Below are 12971 nucleotides of genomic sequence, written 5' to 3'. Positions count from 1 at the left end.
CGGGCGCCGGGATTACAGTTTCTTGGCTTTTTCGATCGCTTCTTCGATGCCGCCAACCATGTAGAACGCTTGTTCTGGCAGGTGGTCGTAGTCACCGTTGAGGATGCCTTTGAAGCCAGCAATGGTGTCTTTCAGGGAAACGTATTTACCCGATGCACCGGTGAAGACTTCAGCCACGAAGAACGGCTGCGACAAGAAGCGCTGGATCTTACGAGCACGGTTTACCAACTGCTTGTCGGCTTCCGACAGCTCGTCCATACCCAGGATCGCAATGATGTCCTTCAGTTCTTTGTAACGCTGCAGAACGTACTGAACGCCGCGAGCGGTGTCGTAGTGGTCCTGGCCGATTACGTTCGGGTCCAGCTGGCGCGAAGTCGAGTCGAGTGGATCGACCGCCGGGTAGATACCCAGGGAAGCGATGTCACGGGACAGAACGACGGTAGCGTCCAAGTGGGCGAAGGTGGTCGCTGGCGACGGGTCGGTCAAGTCATCCGCAGGTACGTATACCGCCTGGATCGAAGTGATCGAACCTTCCTTGGTCGAAGTGATACGTTCTTGCAGAACGCCCATCTCTTCAGCCAGGGTCGGCTGGTAACCTACAGCCGAAGGCATACGGCCCAGCAGTGCGGATACTTCAGTACCGGCCAGGGTGTAACGATAGATGTTGTCGACGAACAGCAGAACGTCGTTACCTTCGTCACGGAACTTCTCGGCCATGGTCAGGCCGGTCAGTGCTACGCGCAGACGGTTACCCGGCGGCTCGTTCATCTGACCGTAAACCAGTGCCACTTTGTCCAGAACGTTGGAGTCCTTCATCTCGTGGTAGAAGTCGTTACCCTCACGAGTACGCTCACCCACACCGGCGAACACGGAATAACCGCTGTGCTCGATGGCGATGTTACGGATCAGTTCCATCATGTTTACGGTTTTGCCTACACCGGCACCACCGAACAGACCGACTTTACCGCCTTTGGCGAACGGGCAAACCAGGTCGATAACCTTGATGCCGGTTTCCAGCAGGTCGTTACCGCCTGCTTGTTCAGCGAACGAAGGTGCTGGACGGTGAATGCCCCAACGCTCTTCGGTGTCGATCGGACCAGCTTCGTCGATCGGGTTACCGAGGACGTCCATGATCCGGCCCAGAGTCGCTTTACCGACCGGTACGGAGATGGCTGCGCCAGAATCGGTAACTTCCAGACCGCGCTTCAAGCCCTCGGTGGAACCCATCGCAATGGTGCGAACCACGCCGTCGCCCAGCTGTTGCTGAACTTCCAGAGTGGTTTCAGCCGCGCTCATTACTTTCAGCGCGTTGTAGATGCTCGGTACGCTGTCGCGTGGAAATTCCACGTCGATAACGGCGCCGATGATTTGAACGATACGTCCGCTACTCATAGCTGGATCCTCTGAATATTTGAACCGTTAAACCGCGGCAGCGCCGCCGACGATTTCCGAGATCTCTTGGGTGATCGCAGCCTGACGCGCCTTGTTGTAGACCAGCTGCAAATCGCTGATCAAATCACCGGCGTTGTCGGTAGCGTTCTTCATCGCGATCATCCGCGCAGCCTGTTCAGCCGCGTTGTTCTCGACCACCGCCTGGTAGACCTGCGACTCGACGTAACGGACCATCAAGCCGTCAAGCAGCTCTTTGGCATCCGGTTCGTAGAGATAGTCCCAGTGGTGCTTGAGGTCTTGATCCGGGGTTGCCACCAGTGGAATCAACTGCTCCACGGTAGGCTGTTGCGTCATGGTGTTGATGAACTTGTTGGACACCACGGACAGGCGGTCAATACGGCCGTCCAGGTAGGCATCCAGCATCACCTTGACGCTGCCAATCAGATCATTGATCGACGGCTCTTCACCCAGGTGGCTGATAGCTGCTACGACGTTACCGCCGAAGTTGCGGAAGAAAGCCGCACCCTTGCTACCAACGACACACAGATCGATCTCGACGCCGTTTTCGCGGTTTACCGCCATGTCCTTGACCAGAGCCTTGAACAGGTTGGTGTTCAAGCCACCACACAAACCACGGTCACTGCTCACTACGACATAACCAACTCGCTTTACTTCACGGTCGATCATGAACGGGTGGCGATATTCCGGGTTGGCGTTGGCCAGATGACCAATAACCTGGCGGATGCGCTCCGCGTAAGGACGGCTAGCAGCCATGCGCATTTGTGCCTTGCGCATTTTACTGACCGCCACTTTTTCCATGGCGCTGGTAATCTTTTGCGTGCTTTTGATGCTCGCAATCTTACTGCGAATCTCTTTTGCGCCTGCCATGTAACACCTATCAGGTTAGCAAGCGGGAGCCTTGCGGCTCCCGCTGCGGCTTACCAGGTTTGGGTGGCCTTGAACTTCTCGATACCGGCTTTCATGCCAGCGTCGATTTCGTCATTGAAGTCACCCTTCACGTTGATCTTCGCCATCAAATCGGCGTGATCGCGGTTGAAGAAAGCAATCAGCGCTTGTTCGAAGCTGCCGATCTTGGCGATTTCAACGTCAGTCAGGAACCCACGCTCAGCGGCATACAGCGACAGCGCCATGTCAGCGATCGACATTGGTGCGTATTGCTTCTGCTTCATCAGCTCGGTAACGCGCTGACCATGCTCAAGTTGCTTACGGGTCGCTTCGTCCAGGTCAGAAGCGAACTGGGCGAATGCCGCCAGTTCACGGTACTGAGCCAGAGCGGTACGGATACCACCGGACAGCTTCTTGATGATCTTGGTCTGAGCGGCACCACCCACACGGGATACCGAAACACCGGCGTTCACTGCAGGGCGGATGCCCGAGTTGAACATGGCCGATTCCAGGAAGATCTGACCGTCGGTGATGGAAATCACGTTGGTCGGAACGAACGCGGAAACGTCGCCAGCCTGGGTTTCGATGATCGGCAGTGCGGTCAGGGAACCGGTTTTGCCGGTCACTGCGCCGTTGGTGAACTTCTCTACGTATTCTTCCGAAACGCGGGATGCGCGCTCCAGCAGACGGGAGTGGAGATAGAACACGTCGCCTGGGTAAGCTTCACGGCCTGGTGGACGGCGCAGCAGCAGGGAAATCTGGCGGTAAGCCACTGCTTGCTTGGACAGATCGTCATAAACGATCAGCGCGTCTTCACCGCGGTCGCGGAAGAATTCACCCATGGTGCAACCGGAGTACGGTGCCAGGAATTGCAGCGCAGGAGATTCCGAAGCACTGGCAGCCACGATGATCGTGTTGGCCAGGGCGCCGTTTTCTTCCAGCTTGCGAACCACGTTGGCGATGGTCGATTGTTTCTGACCGATCGCTACGTAGACGCAGAAAATGCCGCTGTTCTTCTGGTTGATGATCGCGTCGATCGCCAGAGCGGTTTTACCGATCTGACGGTCACCGATGATCAGCTCACGCTGGCCACGGCCGACCGGGATCATGGCATCGACAGCCTTGTAGCCAGTCTGTACAGGCTGGTCTACCGACTTACGCCAGATCACGCCTGGAGCAACTTTCTCGACCGCGTCGGTCTCGGTGTTGCCCAGTGGACCTTTGCCGTCAACAGGGTTACCCAGTGCGTCGACTACGCGACCCAGCAGTTCCTTACCAACCGGAACTTCGAGGATGCGGCCAGTGCACTTGGCGCTCATGCCTTCAGCCAGAGACTGGTATGCGCCCAGTACAACGGCACCTACGGAGTCTTGCTCCAGGTTGAGGGCCATGCCGAAGACGCCGCCCGGAAACTCGATCATCTCGCCGTACATTACGTCGGCCAGACCGTGAATCCGCACGATACCGTCAGATACGCTGACGACAGTGCCTTCGTTACGGGCTTGGGAGGTCACATCGAGCTTGTCGATGCGGCCCTTGATAATTTCACTTATTTCGGAAGGATTGAGTTGCTGCATTGCTCTGCTGCCCCTTCAAACTCAAGATTTCAATGCTTCGGCCAGTTTCGCGATTTTGCCGCGAATCGAGCCATCGATAACCAGGTCGCCGGCGCGGATGACGACACCACCAATAAGGGCAGCGTCCTCCGCAACTTGCAGGCGCACTTCCCGGTTGAGTCGTGCACTGAGAACCTTGGCGAGTTTGTCTTGCTGTTCTTGGTTCAATGCAAAAGCACTGGTCACTTCAACGTCTACCGACTTCTCTTGCTCGGCCTTGTACAGGTCGAAAAGAGCGGCAATCTCCGGCAATAGCAGGAGACGGTCGTTTTCGGCAACGACATTGATGAAGTTCTGTGCCTTGGCATCAAACTTGTCGCCACACACGTCAATGAACGTGGTGGCCTTTTCTGCGCTCGTCAGTCGCGGGGCCTTGAGCACGCGCTGCAGAGTGTCGTCTTGCGACACCGCTGCAGCCAGGCCGAGCATGGCTGACCAATTGGCCAGTTGCTGGTGGGCCTGAGCGTGCTCGAAGGCCGCCTTAGCGTAAGGTCGGGCCAACGTGGTCAGTTCTGCCATGATCGCCCTCGCTTAGATTTCAGCAGCCAGTTGGTTAACCAGCTTTGCGTGCGCGTTTTGATCGATTGTGGCACCCAGGATCTTCTCGGCGCCTTCGACTGCCAGCAAGCCCACTTGGGCACGCAGCACGTCTTTGACACTGTTCAGTTCCTGTTCGATCTCGGCCTGAGCCTGAACCTTCACACGGTCAGCGTCGACACGGGCTTTTTCAACAGCCTCTTCGACAATCTGATTACCGCGTTTCTTGGCTTGCTCGATGATTTCAGCTGCCTGAGCTTTCGCTTCGCGCAGTTGCTGACCCGCTTTCTCTTGGGCCAACTCCAGGTCGCGAGCTGCTCGGCTGGCAGCGTCCAGACCATCAGCGATCTTCTTTTGACGTTCGTGCAGAGCCGCAATGACCGGAGGCCATACGAACTTCATGCAGAACAGTACAAAAATCAGGAACGCAACGGACTGGCCAATCAGGGTCGCATTAATGTTCACGCCAACACCTCGCAGTTACGTTGTCCATCACACCAAATTACCCGGAAGATCCGAGTAATCAGCCAGCGATTTGACCAACGAACGGGTTCGCAAAGGTGAAGAACAGAGCGATACCAACACCGATCATGGTTACGGCGTCGAGCAGACCGGCAACGATGAACATTTTAACTTGCAGCATTGGAACCATTTCTGGCTGACGCGCTGCGCCTTCCAGGAACTTGCCGCCCAGCAGGCCGAAACCAATTGCGGTACCCAGTGCGCCCAGGCCGATCAACAGTGCAACAGCGATAGCGGTTAGACCAACTACAGTTTCCATCTTTCCTCCCGACTTTTACGTCGTATGGTTTAGGTTTTTTTAATTTAAAGCGGTAAAACAAATCGTTTCAGAGGCCCCGTTAAGAGCCCCCTCCCGTTTAACGGGGAGGGACATCAGACTAGTCGAGACTGGTCTTAATGGTTTTCTTCGTGTGCCATCGACAGGTAGACGATGGTCAGCATCATGAAGATGAACGCCTGCAGGGTGATGATCAGGATGTGGAACACAGCCCACGCCCACTGCAGAACAACGCCCAGGCCACTAAGCCAGAGCAGACCGCTGCCGAACATCACAGCAATCAGAATGAAGACCAGCTCGCCGGCATACATGTTGCCGAACAGACGCAGAGCCAGGGAGATCGGCTTGGCGATCAGGGTCACGAATTCCAGCAGGAAGTTCACCGGGATCAGCAGCGCCTGAAGGAAGATGTTCTTGCTGCCGAACGGGTGCAGGGTCAGCTCGCCGATGAAGCCGCCGAGGCCCTTGATCTTGATGCTGTAGAAAATGATCAGCGCGAACACCGAGAAGGCCATGGCCAGAGTAGCGTTCGGGTCGGTGGTCGACACGGCACGGAACGGGATGTGGTGGTCGCCGGAGATCAGGATGGCCAGCTGAGGAATCCAGTCGACCGGTACCAGGTCGACGGCGTTCATCATGAACACCCAGACGAAGATGGTCAGTGCCAGTGGTGCAACCACAGGGCTACGGCCATGGAAGCTGTCTTTCACGCTGCCATCGACGAATTCGACCAATACTTCAACGAAGTTCTGCAAAGCACCAGGAACACCGGTAGTCGCCTTCTTTGCCGCCATGCGGAAAAGAAGAACGAAGATCAGACCCAATGCGACCGACCAGCCGAGGGTATCGACGTGGAAAGCCCAGAAGCCCATTTCCTTGGCTTCTGCTGCGGTGTGGGCAAAGCCCCAGCCGCCGTTGGGTAGCTGACCGAAGGTCAGGTTCTGCAAGTGGTGCTGGATATAGCCCGAAGCGGTTGTTTCTGCCATGGTTGCCTCAAACGCCCTAAGGTCTCGAAAGTCTTGTTCTCATCAGCAGGGGAGCGAACCAGCTGACCGACTGAGTCAGCACGAAGGCACCGAATACTGCAATCGGCGCCAGTGGCTTCACACCTGCAAACACCAGTGCAAACAGCACTGCCGTCAAAATCAGTTTGCCTGCCTCGCCGGCATAAAAAGACCGGACGATGGACTGGGCTGCTCGGGCGCCGGAAAACCGAAATGCCCTGTGAGCGAAATAAACATTCGGTAGCAAGGCTATCAGGCCTCCGCAGAGTCCCGAGTACCCGGCAACGACTCCATATCGGTACCAGAGCGCCAAAGCGGCGATCAGCAACACGACAAATTGAGCCATTAACACCGGAAAAACTGCCAGGCGATGGAAGGGCAGGCGGTTTGGCGTGCGGGTTTCCATCACTTTTACTCCCCAATGGTCGGCTGCCGAAATTCAATAACTTGGCATAATTTGTGCCGACAAAATGCGCGCAGAGTATAGGGGCGGTTCTGCCCCTATTCAACTGTCAGGTAGTGATTTCCGACTGCGCGCTACATGAGGAAATGTTTCAGCGGATATGCGCAAGTACGCCTTGAAGCTCATCCAGTGAGTTGTAGCCAATCACCAACTGCCCTTTACCCTTCTTACCGTGGCGGATCTGCACCGCAGAGCCTAGGCGCTCGGCCAGGCGCTGTTCAAGACGGGCGATATCCGGGTCCGGTTTTGCCGCTTCAACAGGCTCCGGTTTACCACTCAACCACTGGCGAACCAGTGCCTCGGTTTGGCGCACGGTCAGCCCGCGTGCGACAACATGTCGCGCCCCTTCAACCTGTTGAATTTCCGGCAAACCGAGCAAAGCACGGGCGTGACCCATTTCCAGGTCGCCGTGGGACAACATGGTCTTGATGACTTCCGGCAAGGAAATCAGGCGCAACAGGTTAGCCACGGTCACCCGGGACTTGCCCACTGCCTCGGCGACCTGTTGCTGGGTCAGCTGGAACTCCTGCTGCAACCGCTGCAGAGCCACCGCTTCTTCGATCGGGTTCAGGTCTTCGCGCTGGATGTTCTCGATCAGCGCGATGGCAATAGCGGTTTCATCGGGTACATCGCGAACCATCGCCGGGATGGTTTCCTTCCCGGCTTGCTGGCTGGCGCGCCAGCGGCGTTCGCCGGCAATGATTTCAAAACGGCCGCTGCCGATCGGGCGAACCACGATGGGCTGCATGACGCCCTGGGCCTTGATCGACTGCGCCAGCTCTTCGAGCGCCTGCGGATCCATGTCACGACGCGGCTGGTATTTGCCGCGCTGGAGCAGATCCAGGGGAAGGTGCTGCAGCTCACGCTGATCGGCTTGCGCCGCTTGTTCTTCCAGCGAGCTGACAGTCGGACCACTCAACAGAGCATCCAGTCCACGTCCGAGACCTCGTTTCTTGACGGCCATGGGGATTCCTTAAGTTGCCTGAGCAGCGGCGATGCGTGAGTTTTTGCGTTGACGACGAACCATTTCGCCCGCCAATGCCAGATAGGCAACGGCGCCTCGCGATGCTTTGTCGTACGCCAGCGCCGGCATGCCGTAGCTTGGCGCTTCGGCCAGACGGATGTTGCGCGGAATGACGGTGTCGTAGAGCTGTTCGCCGAAGTGTTCCTTGAGCTGCGCCGAGACATCGTTCATCAGGCTCAGGCGCGGGTCGTACATCGTCCGCAGCAGGCCTTCGACCTTCAGGTTCGGGTTCAGCAGTTCAGCGATACGCTTGATGTTATCCACAAGGTCGCTCAAGCCTTCGAGTGCGAAGTACTCGCACTGCATGGGGATAATTACCCCGTCGGCGGCAACCAGTGCGTTCAGGGTCAGCATCGACAGCGACGGTGGGCAGTCGATCAGGATGTAATCGTAGTTTTCCCGGATCGGCGCCAGCGCGCTGCGCAGACGGCTTTCCTTCATCTGCATTTCCAGCAGCACTACTTCGGCCGCGGTGAGGTCGCGGTTGGCTGGCAACAACTGGTAACCACCGTGTTCGGAAAAGTGCATGGCCTGGGCCAGGTCGCACTCACCGATCAGCAGGTCGTAGACCGAGTTTTCCAGGCCATGTTTATCCACACCGCTACCCATGGTGGCGTTGCCCTGTGGATCAAGGTCGATCAACAGCACCCGGCGCTTGGTCGCGACCAGGGATGCTGCGAGGTTGATGCAGGTGGTGGTTTTGCCCACGCCACCCTTTTGGTTCGCAATCGCGAATACCTTAGCCATTCTTGCTTGTGTTCCCAATCATGCCGTGCGGCGCAGTATCAGCAGATGGCGTTGGCCTTGGCAACCAGGTACGGCCAGGGCGTGTTCGCTATCGAGGTGGAAGTCTGCCGGCAATGCTACCAGCTCATCGGCCGGATGAACGCCCTTCATTGCCAGCCAGCGTGTTTCGCTATCGCCGAGGTGGCGAGTCCAGTTGCTGAAGTTCTCCATGCTGCTGAACGCCCGGGAAATGATCCCGTTGAACGGCTGGGCAGGCTGGAAGGCTTCAACGCGACTGTGGATAACTTGCAGGTTATCTAGTTTGAGTTCGAGTTTTACCTGGGTCAGGAAGCGGGTTTTCTTGCCGTTGCTGTCCAGGCAGGTCACCTGGGACTCGGGAAACAGGATCGCCAGCGGAATGCCAGGCATGCCGCCGCCACTGCCGACGTCGAGCCAACGACCGTTTTCGATGAACGACATCACACTCAGGCTATCGAGCAAGTGACGGGAAACCATTTCGTCCGGATCACGCACGGCGGTGAGGTTGTAAGCCTTGTTCCATTTGATCAACAGGGCCAGGTAACCCAGCAGTTGTGCGTGCTGGGTTTCTGTCAGCGTGACGCCAAGCTGGCGGGCACCTGTGGATAACTCTTCTGCGTGTTGCGAAGTGACCAACGAACTCAAGCGCTTTGCTCCAACTGACGGCCCGCGCCGCGTTTTTTCAAATGAATCATCAACAGCGAAATGGCTGCCGGCGTAACGCCCGGGATACGCGAGGCCTGGCCCAAGGTTTCTGGACGGGTCGCGCCGAGCTTGCTCTGGATCTCTTTGGAGAGACCGGAAATATTTGTGTAATCGATATCCACAGGCAATTTGGTGTCTTCGCTGGCGCGCAGGCGGGCGATTTCATCCTGTTGACGATCGATGTAGCCGGCGTACTTGGTCTTGATTTCGACCTGCTCGGCAACCTGTGGATCTTCTGCGCCCCCACCGGTCACGGCGATCAGACCAGCGTAGTCGATTTCCGGACGGCTCAAGAGATTGAGCAGGTTGTATTCGTGAGTCAGTGGCGTGCCGAACTTTTCGGCAATGGCATCGCCTTGTTCGGTGCCCGGGCGTACCCAGGTGCTTTTCAGGCGCTGCTCTTCCAGTTCGATGCTTTCGCGTTTTTTGCAGAAAGCCGCCCAGCGCACGTCATCCACCAGGCCCAGTTCGCGACCTTTTTCGGTCAAACGCAGGTCGGCGTTGTCTTCGCGCAGAATCAGACGGTATTCGGCACGGGACGTGAACATCCGGTACGGCTCTTGGGTACCGAGGGTAATCAGGTCGTCAACCAACACGCCGATATAGGCCTCGTCGCGGCGCGGGCACCAGGCCTCTTTGCCTTGTGCGCGCAGCGCTGCGTTGGTCCCGGCGAGCAAACCCTGGGCACCGGCTTCTTCGTAACCGGTGGTGCCGTTGATCTGCCCGGCGAAGAACAGGCCGCCGATGACTTTGGTTTCCAGGCTGTATTTCAGGTCACGCGGATCGAAGTAGTCGTACTCGATCGCGTAGCCAGGACGCACGATGTGCGCGTTTTCCATGCCGCGGATCGATTGCACGATCTGCAATTGCACGTCGAACGGCAAGGATGTGGATATCCCGTTCGGATACAGCTCATGGGTGGTCAAACCTTCCGGTTCGATGAACACCTGATGGCTTTCCTTGTCGGCGAAGCGATGGATCTTGTCTTCGATCGACGGGCAATAACGCGGGCCGATGCCTTCGATCTCACCGGCAGCGGAATACATCGGCGAACGGTCGAGGTTCGCGGCAATGATTTCGTGGGTACGGGCGTTGGTGTGGGTAATCCAGCAGCTGACTTGCTTCGGATGCTGCTCTTTGGACCCCATGAACGACATCACCGGGATCGGCGTATCACCCGGTTGCTCGGACATCACCGAGAAATCCACAGACCGGCCGTCGATACGCGGCGGAGTACCGGTTTTCAAACGACCCACACGCAATGGCAGTTCACGCAGACGGTGAGCCAGCGCGATCGATGGCGGATCACCGGCGCGACCGCCGGAAAAATTCTGCAAACCGATGTGGATAAGTCCACCGAGGAACGTACCGGTGGTCAACACCACGGAATCGGCGAGGAAACGCAGGCCCATCTGGGTGACAACACCACGGACTTGTTCCTGCTCGACGATCAGATCGTCAGCGGCCTGTTGAAATATCCACAGGTTCGGCTGGTTCTCCAGGATTTCGCGGACAGCTGCCTTGTACAGAACCCGGTCTGCCTGTGCGCGGGTTGCTCGCACGGCCGGGCCTTTGCGGCTGTTCAACACGCGAAACTGGATACCGCCTTTATCGGTAGCCATGGCCATCGCGCCGCCGAGGGCGTCGATTTCCTTGACCAGGTGGCTTTTGCCGATCCCGCCAATGGCCGGATTGCAACTCATGGCACCGAGGGTTTCCACGTTGTGCGTCAGCAACAGGGTTTTAACCCCCATACGTGCTGAGGCCAGTGCTGCCTCGGTACCGGCATGACCGCCGCCGATGACGATCACTTCAAAACGGGAAGGGAAATCCACCACGCACCTCGTGCCTGCTTAAGTAGGTAATTCAGGAATAGTTTGAGCTCAGGTTTTTGGACCTGGTCGACAAGTATAGGGACTTCGCCCTTCCTAAAGAACCCTTTGCACAAAATTTAACCAGCTGTGGAAAACTCGGAGTTATAGAAATTAAAAAGAAAGAAATTTATTAAATCTTTGTTTTTATGTTTATTTCTATGCAGGCAACTATCTGTGGATAGATCTATGAAGCCCTTTGTTTTCAATGTGTACAGAGATTCAAAACCCTGTGTTCATGTGCCAATGAGGCCCTTGGATAACCGGTGTAAGCCTGTGGATGAAATGGGTGGTTATCCACAGAGACGGTTATGTTCAGTTTTAGAGCCCTGTTATCAACTGACCTTAGCTGCGGTTATTCACAGGGCTTAATCCACAGAAAAGTGCCGTTCGCTCGAAATTCGGGTACAGGAATTGCGCTCAAGCAGACGAAGTCCGCTCGGCACTGGAGGTTTTTTTCAGAAAAGGAGGGAGCAGACAGGCACGAATGGCCTGTCTGTGAATAACAGGAGGGCTACTTACCGATACAGAAGCTGGAGAAAATTCGCCCCAGCAGATCGTCAGAGCTGAAAGCACCGGTGATTTCACCCAGCGACTGCTGAGCCTGGCGCAAATCCTCGGCCAACAACTCGCCAGCGCCGGCCAGGGTCAATTGGGCACGGCCATGCTCGAGGGCAGTACTGGCATGACGTAGCGCCTCAAGGTGTCGCCGGCGAGCACTGAAGCTGCTTTCGGACGTTTGTTCATAGCCCATGCAGGCCTTGAGGTGATCACGCAGCAGCTCTAGCCCGACACCACCAGACTTGGCGCTCAGGCTGATGGTGACATGGCCGTCGTCGCTGACCTCCATGGCAATGGGTTCAGCCGTAAGGTCGGCCTTGTTGCGGATCAGGGTGACTTTCGCGGGATCGGGACGGATTTCGAGAAACTCCGGCCAGAGTGCGAACGGATCGAGGGCTTCAGGTGCCGTGGCATCGACTACCAGCAGTACCCGATCCGCTTCGCCAATGGCTTTCAAGGCACGCTCTACGCCGATTTTTTCCACATGATCATCGGTATCGCGCAGACCGGCGGTATCCACCACGTGCAGCGGCATGCCATCGATGTGGATATGTTCACGAAGCACATCACGGGTGGTGCCAGCAATTTCGGTCACGATCGCCGCTTCACGCCCGGCCAGTGCATTGAGCAGGCTGGATTTACCGGCATTCGGACGACCGGCAATCACCACGGTCATGCCGTCACGCAGCAAGGCACCCTGCCCGGCTTCGCGCATGACGGTAGATAACTCGTCGCGCACTTTGTCGAGCATGCTCAGGACGTGGCCATCGGCGAGGAAGTCGATTTCCTCTTCCGGGAAATCGATGGCCGCTTCGACATAGATGCGCAGGCCGATCAATTGCTCGGTGAGGTTATGCACACGTGACGAGAAGGCACCCTGCAGGGAGCGCAATGCGTTTCGCGCAGCCTGGGCAGAACTGGCTTCAATCAGGTCGGCAATGGCTTCGGCCTGGGCGAGGTCCAGTTTGTCGTTGAGGAAGGCGCGCTCACTGAACTCCCCCGGTCGGGCGAGACGGCAACCCAGTTCCAGGCAACGCTTGAGCAACATATCCAGAACGATCGGGCCACCATGACCTTGCAGCTCCAGCACATCTTCGCCGGTGAACGAGTTTGGCCCTGGAAAATACAGCGTGATGCCCTGGTCCAGCACCTCGTCGTTTTCACCGAGAAACGGACCATAGTGGGCAAATCGCGGCTTGAGCTCGCGACCGCTGAAAGCCTTGGCCGCAACGCTGGCCAACGGCCCGGAAATACGCACGATGCCTACACCGCCACGACCTTGAGCGGTGGCGACGGCGGCGATGGTTTCACGAGGAACGCTCATAAAC

At 57.1% G+C, this 12971-nt stretch carries 13 protein-coding genes; all 13 read right to left on the bottom strand.

The window, feature by feature from the left end:
* Positions 1-12: 12 nt before the first annotated feature.
* Positions 13-1392: a F0F1 ATP synthase subunit beta gene (gene atpD, locus AC1DXW_RS03680; RefSeq protein ID WP_034152182.1), complete on the bottom strand. Its 1380-nt coding sequence runs from the start codon at positions 1390-1392 to the stop codon at positions 13-15.
* Between the two features lie 27 nt (positions 1393-1419).
* Complete coding sequence (gene atpG, locus AC1DXW_RS03675; protein ID WP_085723558.1) at positions 1420-2280, bottom strand: F0F1 ATP synthase subunit gamma; 861 nt, start codon at positions 2278-2280, stop codon at positions 1420-1422.
* Between the two features lie 50 nt (positions 2281-2330).
* A complete protein-coding gene (gene atpA, locus AC1DXW_RS03670; RefSeq protein WP_030132553.1) occupies positions 2331-3875 on the bottom strand; it encodes a F0F1 ATP synthase subunit alpha in 1545 nt (514 codons plus the stop codon).
* Between the two features lie 21 nt (positions 3876-3896).
* Positions 3897-4433 (bottom strand): F0F1 ATP synthase subunit delta, encoded by a 537-nt coding sequence (locus tag AC1DXW_RS03665; protein ID WP_108218799.1) that lies wholly within the window; start codon positions 4431-4433, stop codon positions 3897-3899.
* Between the two features lie 12 nt (positions 4434-4445).
* Complete coding sequence (locus AC1DXW_RS03660) at positions 4446-4916, bottom strand: F0F1 ATP synthase subunit B (protein ID WP_116262423.1); 471 nt, start codon at positions 4914-4916, stop codon at positions 4446-4448.
* Positions 4917-4974: 58 nt separating this feature from the next.
* The gene (gene atpE / locus AC1DXW_RS03655; protein WP_003097235.1) at positions 4975-5232 is read right to left on the bottom strand and encodes a F0F1 ATP synthase subunit C; all 258 of its coding nucleotides are present in this window, start codon (positions 5230-5232) and stop codon (positions 4975-4977) included.
* A gap of 134 nt (positions 5233-5366) precedes the next feature.
* Positions 5367-6236, bottom strand: coding sequence for a F0F1 ATP synthase subunit A (gene atpB, locus AC1DXW_RS03650; RefSeq protein ID WP_477754448.1), 870 nt, complete (start codon positions 6234-6236; stop codon positions 5367-5369).
* A gap of 16 nt (positions 6237-6252) precedes the next feature.
* The gene (locus tag AC1DXW_RS03645) at positions 6253-6660 is read right to left on the bottom strand and encodes a F0F1 ATP synthase subunit I (protein WP_008045685.1); all 408 of its coding nucleotides are present in this window, start codon (positions 6658-6660) and stop codon (positions 6253-6255) included.
* 148 nt (positions 6661-6808) lie between these two features.
* The gene (locus AC1DXW_RS03640) at positions 6809-7681 is read right to left on the bottom strand and encodes a ParB/RepB/Spo0J family partition protein (RefSeq protein WP_108218795.1); all 873 of its coding nucleotides are present in this window, start codon (positions 7679-7681) and stop codon (positions 6809-6811) included.
* A 9-nt stretch (positions 7682-7690) separates the two neighbouring features.
* Positions 7691-8488, bottom strand: coding sequence for a ParA family protein (locus AC1DXW_RS03635; protein WP_007969897.1), 798 nt, complete (start codon positions 8486-8488; stop codon positions 7691-7693).
* Positions 8489-8506: 18 nt separating this feature from the next.
* The gene (gene rsmG / locus AC1DXW_RS03630; protein WP_007969895.1) at positions 8507-9151 is read right to left on the bottom strand and encodes a 16S rRNA (guanine(527)-N(7))-methyltransferase RsmG; all 645 of its coding nucleotides are present in this window, start codon (positions 9149-9151) and stop codon (positions 8507-8509) included.
* Entirely contained in the window at positions 9148-11046 is a 1899-nt protein-coding gene (gene mnmG, locus AC1DXW_RS03625) for a tRNA uridine-5-carboxymethylaminomethyl(34) synthesis enzyme MnmG (protein ID WP_414913590.1), read from the bottom strand. The genes rsmG and mnmG overlap by 4 nt, the downstream gene beginning before the upstream one ends.
* 550 nt (positions 11047-11596) lie before the next feature.
* The gene (gene mnmE, locus AC1DXW_RS03620) at positions 11597-12967 is read right to left on the bottom strand and encodes a tRNA uridine-5-carboxymethylaminomethyl(34) synthesis GTPase MnmE (protein WP_477754446.1); all 1371 of its coding nucleotides are present in this window, start codon (positions 12965-12967) and stop codon (positions 11597-11599) included.
* Positions 12968-12971 lie beyond the last annotated feature (4 nt).

The organism is Pseudomonas sp. P4_C4 (genome assembly GCF_056402055.1).
The sequence above is the reverse complement of the archived record's forward strand: the minus strand, read 5'-3'. Positions and strand labels throughout refer to the sequence as shown.

What these genes read in the sequence shown, in the direction of transcription:
- atpA (WP_030132553.1), bottom strand. Translation starts at nt 3,875, where the DNA reads ATGCAGCAACTCAATCCTTCCGAAATAAGTGAAATTATCAAGGGCCGC.
- atpB (WP_477754448.1), bottom strand. Translation starts at nt 6,236, where the DNA reads ATGGCAGAAACAACCGCTTCGGGCTATATCCAGCACCACTTGCAGAAC.
- mnmE (WP_477754446.1), bottom strand. Translation starts at nt 12,967, where the DNA reads ATGAGCGTTCCTCGTGAAACCATCGCCGCCGTCGCCACCGCTCAAGGT.
- AC1DXW_RS03635 (WP_007969897.1), bottom strand. Translation starts at nt 8,488, where the DNA reads ATGGCTAAGGTATTCGCGATTGCGAACCAAAAGGGTGGCGTGGGCAAA.
- atpD (WP_034152182.1), bottom strand. Translation starts at nt 1,392, where the DNA reads ATGAGTAGCGGACGTATCGTTCAAATCATCGGCGCCGTTATCGACGTG.
- AC1DXW_RS03640 (WP_108218795.1), bottom strand. Translation starts at nt 7,681, where the DNA reads ATGGCCGTCAAGAAACGAGGTCTCGGACGTGGACTGGATGCTCTGTTG.
- AC1DXW_RS03645 (WP_008045685.1), bottom strand. Translation starts at nt 6,660, where the DNA reads ATGGAAACCCGCACGCCAAACCGCCTGCCCTTCCATCGCCTGGCAGTT.
- atpG (WP_085723558.1), bottom strand. Translation starts at nt 2,280, where the DNA reads ATGGCAGGCGCAAAAGAGATTCGCAGTAAGATTGCGAGCATCAAAAGC.
- atpE (WP_003097235.1), bottom strand. Translation starts at nt 5,232, where the DNA reads ATGGAAACTGTAGTTGGTCTAACCGCTATCGCTGTTGCACTGTTGATC.
- AC1DXW_RS03665 (WP_108218799.1), bottom strand. Translation starts at nt 4,433, where the DNA reads ATGGCAGAACTGACCACGTTGGCCCGACCTTACGCTAAGGCGGCCTTC.